Origin of the sequence: Agromyces seonyuensis, from assembly GCF_009789225.1 — a bacterium.
Classification (GTDB): Bacteria; Actinomycetota; Actinomycetes; order Actinomycetales; family Microbacteriaceae; genus Agromyces; species Agromyces seonyuensis.
Map to the genome: position 1 here is coordinate 1 of NZ_WSTA01000064.1, position 23242 is coordinate 23242.

15 protein-coding genes are annotated in these 23242 nt (G+C 71.8%); 13 read left to right on the forward strand and 2 right to left on the reverse strand.

Going from position 1 to position 23242, the window contains the following annotated elements; translation table 11 throughout:
* The 8 genes from GB864_RS13245 to lacZ all read left to right on the forward strand — a co-directional run.
* A partial coding sequence (locus GB864_RS13245) for a flavin monoamine oxidase family protein (protein ID WP_202107215.1) occupies window positions 1-1580 on the forward strand: 1580 nt, incomplete at its 5' end.
* A 106-nt stretch (window positions 1581-1686) separates the two neighbouring features.
* Window positions 1687-2895 (forward strand): amidohydrolase, encoded by a 1209-nt coding sequence (locus GB864_RS13250; protein WP_160425805.1) that lies wholly within the window; start codon window positions 1687-1689, stop codon window positions 2893-2895.
* A gap of 60 nt (window positions 2896-2955) precedes the next feature.
* A complete protein-coding gene (locus GB864_RS13255) occupies window positions 2956-4002 on the forward strand; it encodes a LacI family DNA-binding transcriptional regulator (protein WP_160425807.1) in 1047 nt (348 codons plus the stop codon).
* 226 nt (window positions 4003-4228) lie between these two features.
* Entirely contained in the window at window positions 4229-7285 is a 3057-nt protein-coding gene (locus tag GB864_RS13260) for a family 43 glycosylhydrolase (protein ID WP_160425810.1), read from the forward strand.
* A 119-nt stretch (window positions 7286-7404) separates the two neighbouring features.
* The gene (locus tag GB864_RS13265) at window positions 7405-8709 is read left to right on the forward strand and encodes an ABC transporter substrate-binding protein (RefSeq protein ID WP_160425813.1); all 1305 of its coding nucleotides are present in this window, start codon (window positions 7405-7407) and stop codon (window positions 8707-8709) included.
* Between the two features lie 79 nt (window positions 8710-8788).
* On the forward strand, window positions 8789-9763 hold the full coding sequence (locus GB864_RS13270) for a carbohydrate ABC transporter permease (RefSeq protein WP_336603998.1): 975 nt from the start codon (window positions 8789-8791) through the stop codon (window positions 9761-9763).
* Window positions 9747-10565 (forward strand): carbohydrate ABC transporter permease, encoded by an 819-nt coding sequence (locus tag GB864_RS13275; RefSeq protein WP_336603999.1) that lies wholly within the window; start codon window positions 9747-9749, stop codon window positions 10563-10565. Before GB864_RS13270 ends, GB864_RS13275 begins: the two co-directional genes overlap by 17 nt.
* Window positions 10562-13624, forward strand: coding sequence for a beta-galactosidase, LacZ type (gene lacZ, locus GB864_RS13280; protein WP_160425816.1), 3063 nt, complete (start codon window positions 10562-10564; stop codon window positions 13622-13624). Before GB864_RS13275 ends, lacZ begins: the two co-directional genes overlap by 4 nt.
* A gap of 157 nt (window positions 13625-13781) precedes the next feature.
* Here lacZ and GB864_RS13285 read toward each other — a convergent pair whose 3' ends face one another.
* Complete coding sequence (locus tag GB864_RS13285) at window positions 13782-15122, reverse strand: MATE family efflux transporter (RefSeq protein WP_160425818.1); 1341 nt, start codon at window positions 15120-15122, stop codon at window positions 13782-13784.
* 147 nt (window positions 15123-15269) lie between these two features.
* Here GB864_RS13285 and GB864_RS13290 point away from each other — a divergent pair, with 147 nt between their 5' ends.
* The 5 genes from GB864_RS13290 (at window position 15270) to GB864_RS13310 (ending at window position 22285) form a co-directional block, all read left to right on the forward strand.
* Window positions 15270-16043, forward strand: a complete 774-nt coding sequence (locus tag GB864_RS13290; protein ID WP_160425821.1) for a glucose 1-dehydrogenase — start codon at window positions 15270-15272, stop codon at window positions 16041-16043.
* Window positions 16044-16352: 309 nt separating this feature from the next.
* Window positions 16353-17822 carry a sugar transferase gene (locus GB864_RS13295; protein WP_160425822.1) on the forward strand — a complete coding sequence of 490 codons (1470 nt, stop codon included), beginning with the start codon at window positions 16353-16355 and terminating at the stop codon, window positions 17820-17822.
* A 94-nt stretch (window positions 17823-17916) separates the two neighbouring features.
* Window positions 17917-19905, forward strand: coding sequence for a M13 family metallopeptidase (locus GB864_RS13300; RefSeq protein ID WP_160425825.1), 1989 nt, complete (start codon window positions 17917-17919; stop codon window positions 19903-19905).
* A 104-nt stretch (window positions 19906-20009) separates the two neighbouring features.
* Window positions 20010-20915, forward strand: a complete 906-nt coding sequence (locus GB864_RS13305) for a serine hydrolase (RefSeq protein ID WP_160425837.1) — start codon at window positions 20010-20012, stop codon at window positions 20913-20915.
* Window positions 20916-20968: 53 nt separating this feature from the next.
* Window positions 20969-22285, forward strand: a complete 1317-nt coding sequence (locus tag GB864_RS13310) for an alpha-hydroxy-acid oxidizing protein (protein ID WP_160425827.1) — start codon at window positions 20969-20971, stop codon at window positions 22283-22285.
* 77 nt (window positions 22286-22362) lie between these two features.
* Here GB864_RS13310 and GB864_RS13315 read toward each other — a convergent pair whose 3' ends face one another.
* A complete protein-coding gene (locus GB864_RS13315) occupies window positions 22363-23109 on the reverse strand; it encodes an esterase/lipase family protein (RefSeq protein WP_160425829.1) in 747 nt (248 codons plus the stop codon).
* Between the last annotated feature and the right edge of the window lie 133 nt (window positions 23110-23242).

The following is a 23242-nucleotide window of genomic DNA, read 5'->3' on the forward strand; positions in this document are numbered from 1 at the left end:
CCGGCTCCGGCGCCGGGGCCCTGTACGCGGCCGGCGGCCTCGCCGGCATCCCGGCCGCCGGCGCCGTCGGCACCGTGCCGGCGGCGTCCGCCGTCGCGCAGGCCGCCCACGCCTGGACTCCGCCGAGCGGCAGCGACTTCCACCTCGCCGGCCGCCGCGGCGGCAAGAAGGTCGTCATCGTCGGCGCCGGCCCCGCGGGCCTGACGTCGGCGTACGAGCTGCAGAAGGCCGGCTACGACGTCACCGTGCTCGAGGCGCGGCACCGCCCCGGCGGCCGCACCCTGACGATCCGCGGCGGCGACTCGGAGACCGACCTCGACGGCGTCACGCAGACCGCGCGCTTCGGCGACGGCATCTACCTGAACGCCGGCGCCGGTCGCATCGCGCAGTGGATGACGACCATGGACTACATCCGCGAACTCGGCGTGCCCTACGAGGTGTTCACGAACGCGAATGCGGATGCCTACCTCTACAACGAGCGCACCGGCTCGACCCCGGGCAACCCCACGCGCTACCGCACCGCCAAGGCCGACGTCTTCGGGTACACCTCGGAACTGCTCAACTACGCGACCGACCAGGGCGCGCTCGACGCGCGGCTCACCGCCGACGACAAGGCCAACCTCAAGACGTTCCTCCGCAGCTGGGGATCGCTCGACACGAGCGGCGCGTACACCGGCGGCAGCAACCGCGGCTACGCGTCGTACCCGACGGCCTGGGAGGAGCACGGCACGCCGCTGCCCGGCCCTGACTCCCTCTCGGCCGTGCTCGCCTCCCGATTCGGGAACTACTTCCCGTTCGAGACGAACTGGGAGCAGGCGATGCTCATGTTCCAGCCCAAGGGCGGCATGGACACGACGTGGCAGTACATGGTCAAGGCGATCGGCAAGCAGCGGGTGGAGTTCAACGCCCCCGTCACCGGCGTTCAGAACACCCCGAAGGGCGTCACGGTCACCTACGAGCAGAAGGGCCGCACGAAGCAGGTCGAAGCGGACTTCGCGATCGTCGCGGCCCCGGCCCAACTCATGCGCGGCTGGGCGACGAACTGGGGCGGCGCGATCGACACCGCGCTCGCCGACTTCGCCATCGGCTCGGCCGCGGGCAAGATCGGGCTCGAGTACCAGTCGCGCTGGTGGGAGGACGACCACCGCATCTTCGGCGGCATCACCGAGACCGACCTCGACCTCGCGCACATCTGGTACCCGTCCTACGGCTACGGGGAGCGCACCGGCCTCGTCGTCGGGTACTACAACACGGGGGCGAGCGCCCGCACGTATGCGGCGCTGTCGCCGAAGGACCGCGAGGCCCGGGCCGTCGAGCAGGGCGTCAAGATCCACGGCGAGCGGTACCGGTCGGAGCTGCGGTCGTCCTTCTCGATCTCGTGGGACAAGGTGCCGTACATCCAGGGCGCCTGGGCGTATCCCCGCACCGGCACCGCGAACTTCGCGTTGCTCCAGCAGGGCGTCGGCAACACGTTCTTCGCGGGCGACTGGATGTCGGAGCTCTCCGCCTGGCAGCACGGCGCGATCTGGTCGGCGCGCTACGCCGTGCAGGCGCTGCACGCGAAGGCCGCCGCGCTCTGACGCCCGCGCCGGCCGGCCTCGGCCCGGTCCCCGCGTCGCGGCGGGCGGGGCCGAGGCCGGGGCCGGGCTCGGGGTCCGGGTCCGAAGCGGTCAGTAGGGTGGCCCGATGAGCCTCGACCTGCACGCGATCTACACCGACCTGCACGCGCATCCCGAACTCTCATGGGCCGAGCACCGCACGGGCGCCGTCGTCGTCAAGCACCTCGGCGAGCTCGGCCTCGAGATCGTGGCGGGGCTCGCGGGCACCGGCGTCGCGGGCATCCTGCGCAACGGCGAGGGGCCGACCGTGCTGCTGCGCGCCGACATGGACGGATTGCCCGTCGAGGAGCTCACCGGGCTCGAGTACGCGAGCCGCGAGCGCGGCGTCGACCCCGACGGCATCGACGTGCCGGTCATGCACGCATGCGGCCACGACGTGCACGTCACGGCGCTGCTCGGGGCGGTCGAGCGCCTCGTCGCGACCCGCGACGAGTGGAGCGGCACCCTCGTGGCACTGTTCCAGCCCGCGGAGGAGCGCGACGGCGGCGCGCAGGCGCTCGTCCGCGAGGGGCTCTACGAGCGCATCCCGAAGCCGGACATCGTGCTCGGCCAGCACGTCACGGGCCTGCCCGCCGGCACGGTGAGCGTGCACGCCGGCGCGGCCATGGCCGCGGTCGACACCTTCCACGTCACGCTGCACGGCCGGGGCGGCCACGGCTCGCGTCCGGAGGTCACCGTCGACCCCGTGCTGCTCGCCTCCCACGCCGTCGTGCGACTGCAGGGCCTGGTCGCCCGCGAGATCGCGCCCGCGGAGACGGGCGTCGTCACCGTCGGCAGCATCCACGCCGGCACGAAGAGCAACATCATCCCGGCCGAGGCGCGCCTCGAGATCTCCGTGCGCTCGTTCAACGACGCGACGCGCGACGTGCTCGTCGACGGCGTCGCGCGCGTGCTGCGCGCCGAGTCCCTCGCCTCGAACGCGCCGCGCGAGCCCGAGATCGTGCACGGCGAGAGCTTCCCGGTGACCTTCAACGACCCCGAGGCGACCGAGCGGCTGCGCGGCGTGTTCCGCGGCGTCCTCGGCGAGAACCGGGTCGGCGACCTCGGCCGGCTCTCGGGCAGCGAGGACGTCGGCGTGCTCGCCGCAGCGGCCGGCGCGCCCCTCGTGTACTGGTTCCTCGGGGGCTTCGCACCCGAGCCCTGGACCGGCCCGATCGACGTCTTCGACCCCGACCTGCCGTCGAACCACTCGGCCTACTTCGCCCCCGTGATCGAGCCGACCCTCTCGACGGGCGTGTCGGCGCTCGTCGCCGCGGCGCGCGAGTACCTGGGCTGACCGGCGCCGCCCGGCGGGCGCTCTGCCCTATGGTCGGAGCGTGACACCAGCGAGGATGACATGGCGACGAGACGACGGGGAGTAACGCTCCAGGCCGTCGCCGATCGTGCCGGCGTCTCGCTGAAGACGGCCTCGAACGCGGTCAACGGCACGGGCCGGATGTCGCCGGAGACGCGCGAACGGGTCATGGCGGTCGTCGAGGAGACCGGCTACAAGGTCAACATCGCCGCGCGCAATCTCATGCGCGGCCGCACGGGCGCAGTGACCCTCGCGGTGCCGACGTTGCGCGCGCCCTACCTCGCCGAGCTCGCCGAGGAGGTCGTGGAAGCGGCCCGCGCGCACGACCTCGTCGTCTACGTCACGACGTTCCCCGACGACGGCCTCCGCGGCATGCGCGACTACCTCGACCAGTTCAACCCGAACCTCAGCGACGGCCTGCTGCTCTCGCTGCCCGAGCAGGAGCAGTTCGCGCCGGCCGACCTCGAGGTGGACTTCCCGCTCGTGTGCCTCGGCGCCCGGCGCACGTTCGGCCGCACCGACCGGGTCTCGGCCGACGACGTCGTGGATGCCCGCACGGCGGCCGAGTACCTCTTCGAGCGCGGCGTCGGCTCGCTCGCCGTGGTGGGCGCCCGCACGGAGTTCGCTCCGGCCGCGATCGCCGTCGCGGTGGAGGGCAACGCGGAGTCGCGGCTGCGCGGCGTGCTCGAGGCGGCCACGGCCGCGGGCATCCGGCTCGATCCGCGCCTCATCGGCATCACGGGCTACGACTGGACCATCGGCACGGGCTTCCGCGCCGCCCAGGACATCATCGATTCGGGCGTGCCGTTCGACGGCATGATGTGCCTCAACGACGGCCTGGCGATCGGCGCGGTCGCAGCCCTCCGCGAGCGCGGCCTGCGGGTGCCGGAGGACGTGCAGGTCGTCGGGTTCGACAACATCGAGGAGTCGGCGTTCCTCGCGCCGCCGCTGACGACGATGGACTCGCGCATCTCCTGGGTCGCCCGCACGGCGCTCGCGCGCCTCATCTCGCGCATCGACCAGGTTCCGCAGGAACCCGCCCATCTGCTTGCGCAGCCGACCCTCATCGCGCGCGGCACCACCCGCTGAGTTCTGCGCGACGGGCTCCTGCGTCGCAGGATCACGAGTTCGCAACGACGTGTTTCGCACCGGGGCGATCGTGCTCTATGGTTCCTGGTACAGCGCTGTATCAAGAACCCTGCGATGACGGAGGCACCCCTTGGAGACCTCGACGACGACGTCGGCGGCACACTCGGCAACACCCGCGGACACCCGCACCATCCGATGGGGCGCGGCACTCGCCATGCTCCTCGCCATGCTCCTCGCCGTCGCCGGGCAGACCCCGGCGCACGCCGCGCAGGCGACGACCTCGACCGTGGCCTACACCGACACGACGACCGTCCGCGGCACCCCGTTGCAGACCTGGTACGAGGGCGCCTGGTCGAGCAACAGCACTCACACCTGGGCGACGGGCGGCGCCGCCTTCGAGATCGCCTTCACCGGTGAGAGCGTCGTGCTCTTCGGCCGGAAGGCGACCACCAACGGCACCGCCGACGTCTATGTCGACGACGTCAAGATCGGCACCGCGAACTACAACGGCGCGAAGTCGAACACCATCGAGATCTTCCGCGCCGAGGGGCTCGCGCCGGGCGCGCACACTCTCCGCGTCGTCACCGTGGGCTGGATCAACCACGCATCCGCGGTCTTCACGGCCACCGACGTCGTCGACGAGCGCGACCTCCTGGGCCGCTCGGTCGCCCATTACGCGGCCCGCGCCGCCGCCGACTACACCGCCGCCTCCTGGCCCGGCTTCGCCGGCGCGCTCGCGACGGCGCAGGCTGCCGCCGCCGATCCGGCCGCGACGGACGCCGCCCTCACTGCGGCTCGCAGCGGCCTCGAAGCCGCCGCCGCCGGACTCGTGCAGATCTCCGGCCTCCGCGAGCAGCTCGAGCGCTTCCGGACGAACGCCCCGGCCGACTACACCGCCGAGACCTGGGCGCCCTTCGCCGCGGCGGTCGTGGCCGCCGACGAGGTGCTCGCCGATCCCGCGGCCGACGCCGCGGCCGTCGTCGACGCGAAGAACGGCCTGCAGGACGCGGCCGCCGCACTCGTCCCGCTCGCGGGCACCGGCGCCGGCACGATCGAGAACGACCGGTTCTGGCTCGACACCGACGGCAACCCGATCTACTCGCAGGGCGGCGGCATCTTCCGCTTCGGCGACCGCTACTACTGGTACGGCGTGCGCTACACGGGCGCCGAGCGCTACGTCGCGAGCCCGACGCGCACCTACGACGCCGAGTTCGAGGCCGTGACGGCCTACTCCTCGACGAACCTCGTCGACTGGACCTTCGAGAACGACATCGCCACGCGCGACACGGCGCTGCACATCCCGGCCTCCAAGGACGTCTCGGGCACCTACTTCTCCGACATGGAGACCCTGGCCGACTCGGTCTGGATCGGCCGCCTCGGCGTCGCCTACAACGAGCGCACCGGCAAGTACGTCCTGCTCACCCAGTTCGAGAGCCCGGACCCGACCCGCGTGACGAACGCCGGCGTCCTGTTCCTGAGCGGCGACTCGCCCGTCGACGACTTCGAGTACGCGAACCTGCAGACCCGCATGCCGGGCGTCTACGACAACGGCTCCGGCTGGAACCAGGGCACGGGCGACCAGACGGTGTTCACCGACGACGACGGCACCGACTACCTCGTGTTCTCGTACCGCAACGGCCGCAGCCGCACCTACGTCGCGAAGATCAGCGACGCCGACTCGCTCTCGGTCGAGTCCGCGGTCCAGGTCTTCGCCGGCGCCGGCCGCGAGGGCAACGCGATGTTCAAGCTCGACGGGCAGTACTACATCGCCAGCTCCGACCTGCACGGCTGGAACACGTCGCAGACCTACCTCATCCGCTCGCTGAACGGCCAGATCCAGGGCGCGTACTCCTCGATGTACGTCCTCCCCGGCTCCGAGCGGGACTATAGCCACGTCACCCAGAGCGGCTTCTTCCTCACGGTGCACGGCACCGAGCAGGACACCGTGATCTACGCCGGCGACCGTTGGGCCGGATTCGCCTGGAACGGCCTCGGATTCAACCAGTGGCTGCCGCTCAGCGGCACGGGGGCGGACGTCCGCTTCAACTCGCTCAGCGAATGGGAGCTCGACGCCACGACCGGCGCCTGGGAGGTCGGCTTCGGCAACAACTACGTCCTCAACCCGGACTTCGCGGCCGACCGCATCGCGGTCACCGCCGTGACCGGCTGGACGCAGTCGACGGATGCCGCCTCGCCGACGACCGCGTTCGTCTCGAACCCGTCGCCCGGGGCCGACTCGTCGCGATTCGCCCTGCGCCTCGGTGCGAGCGCCGCCTTCGCGGGCGACGTGCACCAGGACGTGACGGTGCCCGCGGGCGTGTACACGCTCGCCCTCCGGGCGAACTACGCCGGCGGGCTCGACGAGGCGAAGGCGGTCGTCACCGGCGCCGACGGCGTCGAGCACGTCCTCGACCTCGCGCCGACGTTGGGCTGGGCCGACGCGGCGATCTCCGACGTCGTCCTCCCGGCCGGCACCGTCCGGGTCGCGATCCGCGCGGCCGGCACCGGTTCGGCGCTCGCCGTCGACGGGCTGTCGCTGCGGCAGCAGTCGGTCGACCCGGCGCTCCTCGCCGAGCGCGCCGAGCAGGCCGGAGGCCTCGCCGAGGCCGACTACCGCGCCGCGGAGTGGGTCGAGTTCGCGTCGGCGCTGGCCGACGCCCGCGCCGTGCTCGCGAGCGTGAGCACGCAAGCCCGCATCGACGCCGCCGAGTCCCGGCTCGCGGCTGCAGCGGCGGCGCTCGCCCCCGCGCTCACCGTCCTGCGCGTCGACCCGACGAGCATCGTGGTGCCCGTCGGCTCGTCGTTCGCCGACGCCGGCGTCGGCGTGACCGGCGTGTTCGCCGACGGCTCGTCGCGCGAACTCGACTCCGACGAGTACGAGGTCGTCGGCTTCGGCACCACCCAGTCCGGAGCGGCGGCGGCGACGATCCGTGCCGATGCCGCGCTCGCCGCGGCCGGTGCGGCATCGGTCGAGGCGAGCCTTTCGGTGAGCGTCCGACCGGCATGGTCGGCCTCGCAGGTCTATCTCGCCGGCGACGAGATCGTCTTCGGCGGCACTCGCTGGGTCGCCACCTGGTGGACCCGCGCCCAGCAGCCCGGCGACGCCTACGGCCCCTGGCAGCAGCTCGCCGTCGACGCCGACGGCCGCGCGCTCTGGACCGCCACCCGAATCTTCACCGCCGGCGACACGGCGATCCTCGACGGGGTCGCCTACCGCGCCAAGTGGTGGACGCGGGGCGAACGCCCCGGCTCGACGTCCGGTCCGTGGGAACGGATCGGTTGAGCGCCGACCGCACGGGGCTCCGCGGAGCCCCTCGCGGCCGACGCCCGCACGGCGATGCGCACTGCACCGTCGCACAGCACATCCCGCAGCAACGCACTCAAGAAGGGAACACCCCCGCAATGAACCGAAACACCATGCGCCGCTTCGTGGCCGTGGGCGTCGCGCTCCCGCTCGCGCTCTCGCTCGGCGCCTGCTCCTCCGCCGGCGGCGACTCCGCCGGCGGCGGCGACGGCGACGAGACGCTCACGGTCTGGGCCTGGGACCCGGCGTTCAACATCTTCGCCCTCGAAGAGGCCGAGAAGATCTACCAGCAGGACCACCCCGACTTCAAGCTCGAGATCGTCGAGACGGCCTGGGACGACCTGCAGCCGAAGCTGACGACGCTGGCCCAGTCGCGCGAGTACGGCGAGCTGCCCGACATCTTCCTCATGCAGAACAACGCGTTCCAGAAGAACGTGCTGAACTACCCGGACCTCTTCAGCGAGGTCTCGGGCGACGCCGTCGACTTCAGCGAGTTCCCCACCTCGGTCGCGGCGTACTCGACGGTCGACGACGTGAACTACGGCGTGCCCTTCGACTCGGGCACCGCCATCACCGCGCTCCGCACCGACGTGCTCGAGCAGGCCGGCTACACGATCGACGACTTCACCGACATCACGTGGAGCCAGTTCATCACGCAGGGCGAGGACGTCCTCGCCAAGACCGGTCAGCCCCTCCTGTCGGGCCAGGCCGGTTCGTCCGACATGATCATGATGATCCTCCAGAGCGCCGGCGCGAGCCTGTTCGACGAGGACGGCAACCCGACCATCGTCGACAACGACGCGCTGCTCGCGGCGATCGACGTCTACACCCAGCTCGTCGAGTCGGGCATCTTCGTCGAGGTCAACTCGTGGGACGAGTACATCGGCACCTTCGTGAACGGTTCCGTCGCCGGCACCATCAACGGCACCTGGATCGTCGGCTCCATCACGGGCGCCGAGGACCAGGCCGGCCTGTGGGCCGTCACGAACCTGCCGAAGCTCGAGGGCGTCGACGGCGCCACGAACTACTCGGCCAACGGCGGTTCGTCGTGGGCGATCAGCTCCAACGCCGACGTCGACCTGGCGACCGACTTCCTCGCCGCGACCTTCGCCGGCTCCACCGAGCTCTACGACACGATCCTCCCGACCTCGGGCGCGGTCGCGAACTGGATCCCGGCGGGCGACAGCGACGTCTACGCCGAGCCGAACGCGTTCTTCGGCGGCCAGGCGATCTTCGCCGACGTCGTGAAGTTCGGCGCCGAGGTGCCGAGCAACAACACCGGCGCGTACTACTACGAGGGCCGCGACGCCGTGAGCGCCGCGATCACGCAGATCATGGGCGGCGCCGACCCTGACGAGGCGCTCGCCGAGGCCCAGGCCAACGTCGAGTTCGCGATGGAGTGAGCCCCACGGTCCGGCCGGGGAGCGCGAGCTCCCCGGCCGGACCGCGGTCCTCCGTCCCCGAGATCGTAAGGAGCAACCCGTGTCGACCGACGTCGCAGACCGGACGCGCCGCGCGCAGCCAGGCGCGCGCAAACCGCCGGCGCCCGACCCCGCCATCAACCGCAACCGGCCGTGGTTGACGGAAGGGCGTCGTCGCAGCCTGACCGGCTGGGGGTTCCTCCTGCCGGCCGCGCTGCTCATCCTGGTGATGAGCTTCATCCCCATGTTCCAGGCGTTCGTGCTCTCGATGAAGACCGGGCGCGGAACGAACCTGGAGTTCGCCGAGCCCCTCTGGTCCAACTACGCGCGCCTCCTCAGCGACGAGGTGTTCAAGCTCACGCTGCAGAACACCTTCATCTACCTGATCATCCAGGTGCCGCTGATGCTGATCCTGGCGCTCGTCCTGGCGAACCTCCTGAACGACCCCCATCTCCGCTGGAAGGGGTTCTGGCGCACCGCGATCTTCCTGCCGTGCGCGGTGTCGCTCGTCTCGTACTCGCTCGTGTTCCGCACGATGTTCGCGAACGACGGATTCGTCAACGACGCGCTGCTCGGCATCGGCCTCATCGACGGCCCGATCAACTGGCTCGGCCAGCCCGAGACCGCGCGCTTCGTGATCATCCTGGGCCTGCTGTGGCGCTGGACGGGCTACAACATGGTCTTCTACCTGGCCGCGCTCCAGAACATCGACCAGTCGAGCATCGAGGCCGCCCGCATGGACGGCGCGAATGCCTGGCAGACGTTCTGGCACGTCACCGTCCCGCAGCTCAAGCCGATGATCCTGCTCACCGCGATCATCTCGACCAACGGCACCCTGCAGCTCTTCGACGAGTCCTGGGCGCTGACCCGGGGCGGTCCCGCGTACTCGACGATGTCGATGTCGCACTACCTCTACGAGGTCTCGTTCCTGAAAAACCCCAACTTCGGCTACGCCGCCGCGATCTCGTTCGTGATCCTCGTGCTCGTCGCCGTCCTCGCATTCGTCCAGATGAAGGTCGGTGACAAGCGTGATTAGGCGACTGCGCCGGCTCCCCGGCTACGTGTTCCTGTCGGTGTTCGCCCTGTTCTCGGTGTTCCCGCTCTACTTCATGGTCGTCTCGGCGACGAACTCGAGCGCTGACGTGCTCGATTCGCGATTGCTGCCGGGCACGCAGCTCCTCGAGAACTTCGCGAAGCTCTTCGCCGAGCAGGACGTGGTGTCCGCGATGGTCAACTCGTTCCTGATCGCCGTCGGCACGACGGTGCTCTCGCTGCTGCTGTGCTCGATCGCCGGCTACGGCTTCGAGGTGTTCCACTCGCGCGCGAAGGATGCCGTGCTCGCGATCCTCCTCCTGGCGATGATGATCCCCTTCGCGGCGACGATGATCCCGCTGTTCGAGCTGTTCGCGAACGCCGGCCTCGTCAACTCGCTCATCGCGGTCATCGTGCCGACGATCGCGACGCCGTTCCTCATCCTGCTGTTCCGGCAGGCGACGCGATCGTTCCCGCACGAGATCATCGAGGCCGCCCGCATCGACGGCGTGAGCGAGGTCGGGATCTTCGCCCGCATCTACATGCCCACCATGCGCTCGACCTATGCGGCCGCCGCGGTCATCACGTTCATGACCGCCTGGAACAACTTCCTGTGGCCGCGCGTCATCCTCATCAACAACGACGTCCAGACGATGCCCCTGCTCATCTCCAACCTGAGCGCGGGCTACGTCACCGACTACGGCGTGCTCATGCTCGCCGTCCTCCTCGCCTCGTTGCCGACGATGGTGATCTTCCTCGTCCTCCAGCGCGCGTTCGCCGCCGGCATCACCGGAGCCATCAAGTGACCCTCGACTCCCTCGGCGTCGCCGAGACCGCCCTCGCCGGCGGCGTCTTCGACCCGTCCCGCCTCGCCGACCCCGGCTACTTCGCCGAGCACCGACGTCCCGCCCGATCCGACCACCGCTGGTTCCGCAGCGAGGCCGAGCTCGCCGCGGGCGAGAGCGGCTTCGAGCAGTCCCTCAACGGACTGTGGAAGTTCCACTACGCGCGCAACCTCGGTGCCGTGATCCCGGGCTTCGAGCAGCCCGGCTTCGACACGAGCACGTGGGACGACATCCCCGTGCCGTCGCACATCCAGCTCCAGGGCTACGACCGTGCGCAATACGCGAACGTGCAGTACCCCTGGGACGGCCGCGAGGCCGTCGTGCCGGGCGAGATCCCGACGCGCTTCAACCCGGTCGGCTCGTACGTGAGGCGGTTCGAGCTCGAACGCCCGGTCGAACCGGGCGAGCGGATCGCCGTGGAGTTCGCCGGGGTCGAGAGCGCCGTCGCGCTCTGGCTGAACGGCCGCTACCTCGGGTTCGGCGCGGACAGCTTCACGCCGTCCGAGTTCGACCTCACGGACGCCCTCGTCGACGGCGAGAACGTGCTCGCGGCGCAGGTGTTCAAGTGGACGAGCGGATCGTGGCTCGAGGACCAGGACTTCTACCGGTTCTCGGGCATCTTCCGCGACGTCGTCCTGCGACGTCGACCGGCCGCCCACGTCGAGGATCTGCGGGTCTCGACGACGCTCGACGATGCGGGCGCCGAGATCGCGGTGACGTTCGCCGCGGTCGGCGGCGCGGTCGTCGGGATCGAGCTCGAGGGCGTCGGGATGCTCGACGCGGACGCCGACGGCACCCACCGCATCCGGCTCGACGCGCCGCGCCTCTGGAGCCCGGAGGATCCGCACCTCTACCGGCTGCTCGTCCGGGTCGAGGACGCCGAGGGCGCGACGAGCGAGGTGATCGCCCAGCCCGTCGGCGTGCGCCGCTTCGCGATCGAGGACGGCATGCTGCGCCTGAACGGTCGCCGGATCGTCTTCAACGGCGTGAACCGCCACGAGTTCGGATTGCAGGGCCGCGTGATGTCGCGCGAGCAGACCGAAGCCGACCTGCGCCTGCTCAAGGGCGTCGGCGTCAACGCGATCCGCACGAGCCACTACCCGAACAACTCGTTCTTCTACGAGCTCGCCGACGAGTACGGCTTCCTCGTGATCGACGAGCTGAACCTCGAGACGCACGGCGTCTGGGACGAGATCCGCTACCTCGACGCGCCGCTCGATCGCGCCCTGCCGGGCGACCGGCCCGAGTGGAAGCCCGTGCTGCTCGACCGGGCGGCGAGCCTGTTCGAGCGCGACAAGAACCACCCGAGCGTCGTGATGTGGTCGTGCGGTAACGAGTCGTTCGGCGGCAGCGTCATCCGCGACGTCGCCGACTGGTTCCGCAGCGTCGACGTGCGCCCCGTGCACTACGAGGGCGTCGACTGGGACCCCCGCCACCCCGAGACGACCGACGTGACGAGTCGGATGTACACGCCCGCTGCCGAGATCGAGGAGCATCTCCGCACGCACCGCGACAAGCCGTTCATCCTCTGCGAGTACGCCCACTCGATGGGCAACTCGTTCGGCGCCGTCGAGAAGTACGTCGAGCTCGCCTACCGCGAGCCGCTCTTCCAGGGCGGCTTCATCTGGGACTTCGCCGACCAGGCGATCCGGATGACCGACCGCCACGGCGTCGCCTTCTTCGGCTACGGCGGGGACGGCGGCGAGGCGCCGCACGACGCGGACTTCAGCGGCAACGGCATCGTGTTCGCCGACCGCAGCCCGAAGCCCGCCCTGCAGGAGGTCGCCGCGCTCTACCAGCCGCTGCGCCTCGAGATCGACGCGGAGTCGGTGCTCGTCGAGAGCCGGTTCCTCGTGACGTCGACGGCGGGCCTCGAGGCGGTCGCGACGCTCCGCCGCGAGGGGCGCACCCTCGCCGAGGCATCCTTCGAGACGGACGTCGCGGCGGGGGAGTCGGGCCGGTTCCCGCTGCCCGTCGTCGTGCCGGGGTTCCCGGGCGAGTACACGGTCGACGTCGAGTTCCGCTTGCGCGAGTCGACCCGCTGGGCGGCCGCCGGGCACGTCGTCGCCCGCGGGCAGACCGTGGTCCGGGTCGCCGGCGAGCCCGCTCCCGCGCGGCGCGCACCCCGGCCCGAGCTCGTCCGGGGCACCCACAACCTCGGCGTGCGCGGCGCGAACTTCGAGGTGCTGTTCTCCACGCTGCACGGCGGACTCGCCTCCTACCGGTACGGACTGACCGCCGACGGCGGGCGCGAACTGCTGACGTCGATGCCGAAGCCGAACTTCTGGCACGCGCCGACCTCCAACGAGCGCGGCTGGGGCGCCCCGTTCGAGGACGGGCAGTGGCTGCTCGCGAGCCGCTACGCGCGGGTCGCGGGGGAGGCCCTGAAGACGGCACGCGTGTCGAGCGACGACGAGTCGGTGACCGTCGGCTTCACCTACGACCTGCCGACGAATCCGCCCGCCGCGTGCGACGTCGACTACCGCGTGAGCGGGGACGGCCGCATCGAGGTGACCGTCTCGATGGAGGCGGACGCGTCGCTGCCCGACCTGCCCGAGTTCGGGATGCTCCTGACCGTGCCCGCCGACCTGCACCGGCTCCGCTGGTACGGCGACGGTCCCGAGGAGACGGCGGTCGACCGTCGACTCGGCGCGCGCCGCGACGTGTTCGAGCGCGACGTCCGCACGGAGCTGACGCCCTACCTGCGACCGCAGGAATCCGGCAGCCGTACGGGCGTGCAGTGGGCGAGCGTGACGGACGAGCGCGGTTGGGGCCTCCGGCTCGACTCGGCCGACGGCATGGAGTTCTCGGCCCTGCCGTGGACGCCGTTCGAGGTCGAGAACGCCGCGCACCCGAACGAGCTCCCGCCGATCCAGCGCACGGTGCTGCGGCCCGCGCTCATGCGCCGCGGCGTGGCCGGCGACGATTCGTGGGGTGCCCGCACGCACGCCGAGTTCCGTCTCCCGCGCGGTCCGCTGACGTTCCGCTTCGGCCTCACGGGCGTCGCGGGCACGGCCTGATCGACCGGGTTCGCCACCCGGGACCGTCGCCCGGCGCCCATCGCGTCGGGTGACGGTCGTGTCCGAGGCGCCATCGCCGTCGGGGATGTCGCGGATCGCCGACCGTGGAGCGCGCAGGACGCGACATCGCCGTGGAGCGACGACGTCGGCGGGAGCCTCAGGCGCCCGTGCGCATCCACGCGCTGCCGCGGGCGCGCCAGGACAACGTGACCGCGCGGGCGCCGAGGTAGCCGAGCGAGAACGCCGCCATGAGCCAGGCGACGGCCGCGGCGCCGGAGGCATCCTGGCCGGCGAAGGCCCACGCGACCCAGAGGGCGAGCGGCACGTAGACGGCGAGGTTCACGAGGCCGGTCCATGCGAGATACCGCGCGTCGCCGGCGCCGATGAGCACGCCGTCGAGCACGAACACCAGCCCGCCGAGCGGCGCCGAGATGCCGAGCACGACGATCGCCCACGGCAGGATGCCCGCCACCGCGGGATCCGACGTGAAGAGCGACGGCAGCGCCCACGCCGAGGCGACGACGAGGACCCCCACGACGGCCCCGCCGCCGACGCCCCAGAACAGGCAGCGCGCGAGCACGCCGCGCACGTGGTCCCCGTCGCCGGCGCCGAGGTGCTTGCCGACGAGCGCCTGCGCGGCGATCGCGAGGGCGTCGAGCGCGAACGCGATGGTCGAGTAGAGGGTCATCGCGATCTGCAGGGCCGCGAGCTCGTGCGGGCCGACGGACGTCGCCGCCCAGGTCGTCAGGAGCAGCGCCGCGCGCAGGCTCGCCGTGCGCAGGAACAGCCAGCCGCCGGAGCGGGCGCCGCCGAGCACCCCGTCGCGGTGGGGCCACGGGTTCGCACCGACGCGGCGCACGTGCCGGGCCACGACGGCGAGGTACGCGGCGACCATGCCCCACTGGGCGACGACGGTGCCGATCGCCGACCCGGCCAGCCCGAGCCCGAGGCCGTAGATGAACAGCGCGTTGAGGCCGATGTTCGCGGCGAAGCCGAGCCCGGCGACGACGAGCGGCGTGCGGGTGTCCTGAAGCCCTCGCAGCAGTCCGGTCGCGGCGAAGACGAGCAGCATCGCGGGGAGGCCGGCCATCGAGATCGCGAGGTAGGCCTCTGCGCCGGCGGTGACGTCGCTCGTCGCGCCGAAGAGCCCGACGAGCCACGGCGTCGCGGCCCAGCCCGCCGCCCCGAGCACGAGGCCGAGCGCGAGCGCGAGCCACATCCCGTCGACGCCCGCGGAGACCGCGCCCCGACGGTCGCCGAGGCCGATGCGCCGCGCGACCGCGGGGGTCGTCGCGTAGGCGAGGAAGACCATCAGGCCGATGATCGTCTGCAGGATCGCGCTCGCGAGCGCGAGGCCCGCGAGCGGCGTCGCGCCGAGATGGCCGACCATCGCCGTGTCGGCGAGGAGGAAGAGCGGCTCGGCGATGAGCGCGCCGAGGGCCGGCAGCGCCAGATGCAGGATGCTCCGATCGAGCGTCCGGCGTTCGGCACCGGTCATCCTCGTCGTCCCTCGCCCGGCCACCGCTCCACGCTAGCCGTCCCCGTGCCCAGGGGAATGGACGCTGCGCAACAGGTGTTGCATAAGGTGGAAGAACCCACCGGTCCGCCATGGGCGGCGGACCGAAATCGAAAGAAGGCAACCACCATGGCCCGTTTCACCGATCGCGTCGTCCTCATCACCGGCGGCGGCTCCGGACTCGGCCGCGCCACCGCCGTCCGCCTCGCGGGCGAAGGTGCCAAGCTCGCGCTCGTCGACGTCTCGGAGGCCGGCCTCGCCGACACCGTCGCCGCGCTCCCCGAGGGCACCGAGGCCCTCACCGTCGTCGCCGACGTCTCGAAGGAGGAGGACGTCGCCGGCTACGTCGCCGCCGTCGTCGACCGCTTCGGGCGCATCGACGGCTTCTTCAACAACGCCGGCATCGAGGGCAAGCAGAACCTCACCGAGGACTTCACCGCGGCCGAGTTCGACAAGGTCGTCGCCATCAACCTGCGCGGCGTCTTCCTCGGCCTCGAGCACGTCCTCGCCGTCATGCGCGAGCAGGGCTCCGGCTACGTCGTCAACACGGCGAGCGTCGGCGGCATCCGCGGCGTCGGCAACCAGTCCGGGTACGCCGCCGCCAAGCACGGCGTCGTCGGCCTCACCCGCAACTCTGCCGTCGAGTACGGTCAGTTCGGCATCCGCATCAACGCGATCGCGCCGGGCGCGATCTGGACGCCGATGGTCGAGAACTCGATGAAGCAGATCGACCCCGAGAACCCGCGGAAGGCCGCGGAGGAGTTCATCCAGATCAACCCGACGAAGCGGTACGGCGAGGCGCCCGAGATCGCCTCGGTCGTCGCCTTCCTCCTCAGCGAGGATGCGAGCTACATCAACGCCGCAGTCGTGCCGATCGACGGCGGGCAGTCGGCCAAGTACTGACCGCCGATCCGCGACGGATGCCCCGGGGTCGCGGCCCCGGGGCATCCCTCGTTCCGCGACCGGCTGTGCACGCGCGCCCCCCGAAGGTGGGATGCGTGGAGCGCTCCCAGTCGGTTCCACGGGTGACGCTCTGGCGATAGCGTGGACCGCGTCGCGCATCGGACGGTGCAGCGCGACGGCATCGGTCGGGGCGGAGGTTCCAGGAGTGGGACATCGTTGGGCAGCAGTGCGGTCGACGCACGAGGTCGTCGCGCTCCACGGTGAGCACTCGGCGCGACCGACCCGCGCGACCGGGAACGCGGCGCGCGCATGGTGACCGCGGCCGCGCGTCCCGGGATCCGCACGTCCGTCGCCCTGCCCACGGTCTCGCTCGCGACCCGGATGCTGCTGACCGACCTCCTCGCGCTCGTGTTCGTCGTCTTCGGCACCCAGTTCATCTGGCTCGGCACCGACGCGTCCGTCGCGAACTCCGGCACGGTCGAGCACGAGTCCCTCGAGTACACCGTCGTGTCGCTCGTCCTCGTCGGCTCCTGGCTGCTCGCGCTGCAGCTCTTCGACGCGCGTGCCGCTCGCGTGCTCGGCAGCGGCGCCCGCGAGTACCGCGCGATCATCGACGCCTCGCTGCGGCTGTTCGGCCTCGTCGCGATCATCGCCTTCCTCTTCAAGCTCGACATCGCCCGGGGGTACATCCTGCTGGCGTTCCCCGTGGGCGTGATCGTGCTCGTCGCCTCCCGGTGGGTCTGGCGCCGGTGGCTCGCCGTGCAGCGCCGCCGCGGCGCCTACTGCACGAACGTGCTGCTCATCGGTTCGCCCGACACGGTGTCGACGGTGGCGCGCGAACTGGACCGCGTCCCCGAGTCCGGGTACCGGATCGTCGGGGCGTGCGTCGACCGCACCTCGGCGTTCGACCTCCTCGGCCGCTCCGAGGCGCCCGTGTTCACGGGGGTCCACGACGTGCTCGAGCGCATGCGCGAGGTCGGCGCCGACACGGTCGTCGTGACGAGCACCGACGCGCTCAGCGCCGACGGCGTGCGCCGCCTCAGCTGGGGCCTCGAGCCCGGTGCCGAGCACCTCGTGGTCGTGCCGAGCCTCATCGACGTCGGAGGCCCCCGCATCCACACGCGCCCGGTCGCCGGGCTGCCCCTCATCCACGTCGAGACGCCGCAGTACGAGGGGCGCAAGCTCGTCGCCAAGCAGTGCTTCGACTTCGTCGTCGCCGGTCTCCTCGTGACGCTGCTCGCGCCCGTCTTCGCCGTCGTCGCCCTCGCCGTCAAGGCGTCCTCGCCCGGCCCGGTGTTCTACAACCAGGAGCGCGTCGGACGGAACGGCGAGCTGTTCCGGATGCGCAAGTTCCGCACGATGTCGGTCGGCGCCGACACGCAGGTGCACGAACTCCGCACCGGCCAGGACGCCGGCAACGCCGTGCTCTTCAAGATGAAGTCCGACCCGCGGGTCACCCCCGTGGGTCGGGGGCTGCGGCGCTTCAGCCTCGACGAGCTCCCGCAACTGCTCAACGTGCTGCGGGGCGAGATGTCCCTCGTCGGCCCGCGGCCCTCGCTGCCCTCCGAGGCCGCCGTCTACGAGGACCACGTCCACCGGCGCTTCCTCGTCAAGCCCGGGCTGACCGGCCTCTGGCAGATCAGCGGCCGTTCCTCGCTCGACTGGGAGAACTCGGTCCGCCTCGACCTGTACTACGTCGAGAATTGGTCGCTCACCGGCGACATCGTCATCCTCGCCAAGACGGCGCGCGCGGTCTTCGACGGGCGCGGCGCCTACTGAGGCGCTCGGGCGGAACATCACGGTTGACCGGGAAAGCGGCCCCCCGTTCCAGCACGGTCTCCGCGAGGCCCCCGCGCGTGCGTAGTCTGGGGGAATGACCGACGCCGCACTCCCGTCCGGGATCATCGAAGACGAGCTGGATTCGGGGGTGCGTCCGCAGGACGACCTCTTCCGACACGTCAACGGCAAGTGGATCGAGCGCACCGAGATCCCCGACGACCGGGCGCGCTACGGCTCGTTCATCGTCCTGCACGAGCAGGCGGAGCAGGCGGTGCGCGACATCATCGTCGAGTCGCAGAGCGCCGAGCCGGGCACCGAAGCCCGCAAGGTCGGCGACCTCTTCGCGAGCTTCCTCGACGAGCAGCGCGTCGAGCTCCTCGGCGCCACCCCGATCGCGGGGCAGCTCCTCGAAGCCTCGCTGCCCGGCAGCATCCCGGCGTTCCTCGACACGCTCGGCCGTCTCGAACGAGCCGGGGTCCCCGGATTCCTGGGCCTCTTCGTCGACAACGACCCGGGCGACCCCGAGCGCTACCTCGTCTTCCTGAACCAGGGCGGGCTCGGCCTGCCCGACGAGTCCTACTACCGGGAGGAGCGCTTCGCGGAGATCGCCGCCGCCTACCAGGTGCACCTCGAGCGCATGTTCGGCCTCGCCCGACTCGACGACCCGGCCGAACGGGCCGCTCGCGTGTTCGAGCTCGAGACCGCGATCGCCGGCCACCACTGGGACAACGTGGCGTCGCGCGACAGCGAGAAGACCTACAACCTCGTCGCCTGGGACGACCTGACGGCCCGGGTCGCCGAGGGCGCCGGCGCGGATCTCGGCATCTGGCGCGACGCCATGGGCGTGCCCGACGGCGCGCTCGCCGAGGTCGTGCTGCGACAGCCGTCGTTCGCCTCGGGTCTCGGCGAGCTGCTGAGCGAGGACCGTCTGCCCGCCTGGAAGGACTGGCTCGCGTGGCAGGTCGTCCGGGCGAACGCCGCCTACCTGTCCGACGCGTTCGTGCAGGCCAACTTCGACTTCTACGGTCGCACGCTCTCCGGCACGCCGCAGCTGCGCGAGCGCTGGAAGCGCGGCGTCTCGCTCGTCGAGGGCGCCCTCGGCGAGGCCGTCGGCAAGATCTACGTCGAGCGGCACTTCCCGCCCACGGCGAAGACCGCGATGGACGGCCTCGTGGCCAACCTCGTCGCCGCCTACCGCGACTCGATCACCGACCTCGAGTGGATGGGCGAGGAGACCCGCGCGAAGGCGCTCGACAAGCTCGCGAAGTTCACGCCGAAGATCGGCTACCCGGTGACGTGGCGCGACTACTCGAGCCTCGACATCGACCCCGGCGACCTCGTCGGCAACGTGCGCGCCACCACGGAGTACGAGTTCCAGCGCGAGCTCGGCAAGATCGGCAAGCCGATCGACCGCGACGAATGGTTCATGACGCCGCAGACGATCAACGCCTACTACAACCCCGGGTTCAACGAGATCGTGTTCCCCGCGGCCATCCTGCAGTTCCCGTTCTTCGACGAGGAGCGCGACGCCGCGGCCAACTACGGCGCCATCGGCGCGGTCATCGGCCACGAGATCGGCCACGGCTTCGACGACCAGGGCTCCAAATACGACGGCGACGGCCGACTGGTCTCCTGGTGGACCGAGGCCGACCGGGAGGCGTTCGAGGAGCGCACCGGCGCCCTCATCGCCCAGTACGACGTGCTCGTCCCCGAGCAGCTCGTCGCCGAGTCCGGTGACACGCACCACGTCAACGGCGCGCTCACCATCGGCGAGAACATCGGCGACCTCGGCGGCCTCTCGATCGCGTGGAAGGCCTACCTGCTCTCGCTCGACGGCGAGGAGCCGCCCGTCGTCGACGGGCGCACGGGCGCCCAGCGCTTCTTCCTGTCGTGGGCGCAGGCCTGGCAGCAGAAGGGTCGCGACGCCGAGGTCATCCGCCTGCTCGCGATCGACCCGCACTCGCCCAACGAGTTCCGGTGCAACCAGATCGTGCGCAACATCGACGCGTTCGCCGATGCGTTCGGCGTCGGCGAGCAGGATGCCCTCTGGCTCGATCCCGCCGAGCGCGTGCGCATCTGGTAGCCGTCCCGGTCAGTCCGTCAATCCCACCGAAGAGAGCGAGTCCCGTCGTGTCGAAGCCGTCCCAGGGATGGGAGCCGGGTGCCCGTCATGCCGACGAGGCGACGGTGCGCGGCGAGTCCTCGGGCCGACGTGCCCGGCACGCGCCGGGGCGCAAGCGCGGCAAGCGCGCGGGTTCCGAGGAGGGCGAGAATTTCGACCGCGGGTTCAAGGCGCTCGGCGACCTCGTGCTCGCCGGGGTGCAGGTGTCGGCGCGCGCGACCGACCTCGCGACGGGACGCGTGCTCTTCTCGATCGACGACCACGTCATCATGCCGACGGCCTCGATCGGCAAGGTGCTGCTCCTCGTCGAGGTCGCGGCGCGCCTCCAGTCGGGCGGTACGGAGGCCTTCGTCTCGATCGGCCGTTCGGCGCCCGACGCCGTCGGGGATGCCGGCATCTGGCAGCACCTGCAGTCGGCCTCGCTCCCGATGTCCGACCTCGCCGCCCTCGTCGGCTCCGCGAGCGACAACCTCGCGACGAACGTGCTGCTGCGCTCGGTCGGCCTCGAGGCGGTGCGGGCGCGCACCGAGCAGCTCGGCCTCACCCGCACGGCGCTGCTCGACCTCGTGCGCGACCAGCGCGGACCGGATGACGCCCCGCAGCTCTCGATCGGCTCGACGAAGGAGCTGACCTGGCTCTTCGCGTCGCTCGCGCGCGGCGAGGTCGTCTCCCCGGAGGTGTCGCAGCGGGTGATCGGCTGGCTCTCGCTGAACAGCGACCTGTCGATGGTCGCCTCGGCCTTCGGCCTCGATCCGCTCGCCCACCGGCATCCCGACCACGGCATCCTGCTCGTGAACAAGACCGGCACCGACGGCGGCGTGCGCGCCGAGGCGGGGGTGCTGCGCGGACCGCGGGCGGGTATCGCCTACGCCGTCTCGACGTACTTCGCCGACACCGATCTGTCGACCCGGCTCGGGGTGCTCGCCGGCATGCGTGAGGTCGGCACCGACCTCCTGGAGTACGTGCACTGATCCGTCCGCGCCGCCCCTATGCTGAGGCGAGCATTTCGGACGAGGAGGTCTGCGTGGGACGCATCGACACATCGCGCGGGTACGCGCGCGGGGTGCAGTCGGCCGTGTACCGCGCCGGTGTCAGCGGAACGCGACCGGCGGTGCCGACGACGTTCGCCGGCCTCGAAGCCGCCGCCCGCGCGGCGCTCGGCGCCGAGGAGTTCGCGTATCTCGCGGGCGGGGCCGGGGCCGAGCACACGATGACGGCGAACACGGACGGGTTCGCCGCGTGGGGCATCCTGCCGCGCGTGCTTCGCGACGTGCGCGAGCGCGATCTCTCGATCGAGCTGTTCGGCAAGCGGCGCGCGACCCCCTTCTACCTCTCGCCGATCGGCGTCCTCGAACTCGCGCATCCCGACGCGGACGTCGCGGTGGGTCGCGCGGCCGCCGCGCTCGACGTGCCGTACGCCCTCTCGAACCAGGCCTCGAAGCCGATGGAGGAGGTCGCCGCGGCGATGGGGGAGGGCTCGCGCTGGTTCCAGCTCTACTGGTCGTCCTCCGACGAGCTCAACGCGTCGCTGCTCGCCCGCGCCGAGGCCGCCGGTGCCGAGGCGATCCTCATCACCCTCGACACCCACCTGCTGGGCTGGCGCACCCGCGACCTCGACCTCGGTTTCCTGCCGTTCACCCGAGGCCAGGGCATCGCGCAGTACACGAGCGACCCGGTGTTCGCGGAACTCGTGCGCGAGCGGGTGCGCTCGGGTGCGATCGGCGACCCGTCCGCGCCGCCCGTGAAGGTCACGCCGCGCGCGATCCGCACCGCGCTCGGCATCGCGCGCCGTGGCGCCCGCACGGCGCTCGTCGACGGCGGGGCGCTCGACGCGCTGCGTTCGCCGCTGCCGCGCGCCGCCGTCGAGACGTTCCTCGACGTCTTCGCCGACCCCGGCCTGACGTGGGAACGGCTCGCCCGTGTGCGCGAACTGACGAGCCTGCCCGTCGTGCTGAAGGGCATCGTGCATCCGGATGACGCCGAACGCGCGGTCGAAGCCGGCTTCGACGGCGTCGTCGTCTCCAACCACGGCGGGCGGCAGATCGACCGCTCCGTGGCGACGATCGCCGCGCTGCCCGGGGTCGTCGAACGCGTCGCCGGGCGCATCCCCGTGCTGTTCGACTCGGGCCTGCGCGGCGGCGCCGACGCGGTCATCGCGCTCGCCCTCGGGGCGACCGCGGTCGGCATCGGCCGCCCCTACGCGTACGGGCTCGGCATCGCGGGCGCGACCGGCGTCGGCGAGGTCGTGCGCAACTTCATCGCCGAACTGGATGCGACGCTCGCCCTCGCGGGCGCGACGCGGATCGGCGATCTCGGCCCCGGCACGCTCCGGGCCGTCTGAACCCGGTCGGGGCGGCTGTCCCCGACGCCCCGACCGAACCCCTCGCGCGCCGTCGCCGCGCCTGCACGGCCCGGGCGTCAGGCGGGGCCGTCGGCCTGCGCGGTGCGCGCGACGAGCAACCGCACGCCCTCGAGCACGGCCTCGGCGGTCTCGGGCGCCGCGAGCACGCGGAAGTGACCCGGCGTCGCGACGTGCAGGTTGGTGCCGAGCGCGAGATCGGAGCCCTCGGGAACGTGCGGGTCGTACGGGCCCGAGATGGACACGATGCGCGCGTCGGCCTCCGCGGCGGCGGCCAGGGCGCGGATGGTCGGGTCGTCCGGCAGGAAGGCCCGCACGCTCGGGTGGCGGATGAGCCGCGCGCGCCTGGCGCCGTGGAACGGCGTCGCGATCGCGACCACCCCGAGAAGCCCGAGGGTCGGAGCGCCATCGCCGCCGGTCTCCTCGTCGATCAGCAGCCGCTTGCCGATGAGCCCGCCCTTGCTGTGCGCGACGACGATGCGCCCGGCCGCGGGCACCGGCTCGCGGCCGAGCGCCGCGGCGACGCGCAGCGCCGTCTCGTCGATGGGGCGCGTGTTCGCCCCGATCCCGTGCACGACCCGCACGCGGAACCCGGCCCGGTGCAGGCGGTCGCCCAGGGGTTCGAGGAACGTCCAGTGCTCGATCACCCCGGGGAGCAGCACGAGTTCGGGGCGATCCTCGTCGCCGACGGCCCAGCGCCGGGCCGCGCCGCGCGGCGCGAGGACCCGCAACTGCCGGCGCGTCGCGTCGACGTAGTCGAGTCCCCACCAGACGGCCTTCCGGAGGGCGGACGGGCGCGCGGCCACGGGACTCAGCCCCGACCCGCGCGCGTGGCGCTCATGCGATGCGCCCGGCCGCGGCGAGCCGCCGCAGCACGTCCCGGCCCGCGGGCGGGCAGCGGTCGCCGTCGTCGGCGCCGGCCCAGTGCAGGGCCGAGAC

Excerpts from the sequence above, each read along its gene's own strand:
- GB864_RS13295 (WP_160425822.1), top strand. The coding sequence starts at position 16,353 with ATGGTGACCGCGGCCGCGCGTCCCGGGATCCGCACGTCCGTCGCCCTG.
- GB864_RS13250 (WP_160425805.1), top strand. The coding sequence starts at position 1,687 with ATGAGCCTCGACCTGCACGCGATCTACACCGACCTGCACGCGCATCCC.
- GB864_RS13290 (WP_160425821.1), top strand. The coding sequence starts at position 15,270 with ATGGCCCGTTTCACCGATCGCGTCGTCCTCATCACCGGCGGCGGCTCC.
- GB864_RS13255 (WP_160425807.1), top strand. The coding sequence starts at position 2,956 with ATGGCGACGAGACGACGGGGAGTAACGCTCCAGGCCGTCGCCGATCGT.
- GB864_RS13260 (WP_160425810.1), top strand. The coding sequence starts at position 4,229 with ATGCTCCTCGCCGTCGCCGGGCAGACCCCGGCGCACGCCGCGCAGGCG.
- GB864_RS13300 (WP_160425825.1), top strand. The coding sequence starts at position 17,917 with ATGACCGACGCCGCACTCCCGTCCGGGATCATCGAAGACGAGCTGGAT.
- GB864_RS13265 (WP_160425813.1), top strand. The coding sequence starts at position 7,405 with ATGAACCGAAACACCATGCGCCGCTTCGTGGCCGTGGGCGTCGCGCTC.
- GB864_RS13285 (WP_160425818.1), bottom strand. The coding sequence starts at position 15,122 with ATGACCGGTGCCGAACGCCGGACGCTCGATCGGAGCATCCTGCATCTG.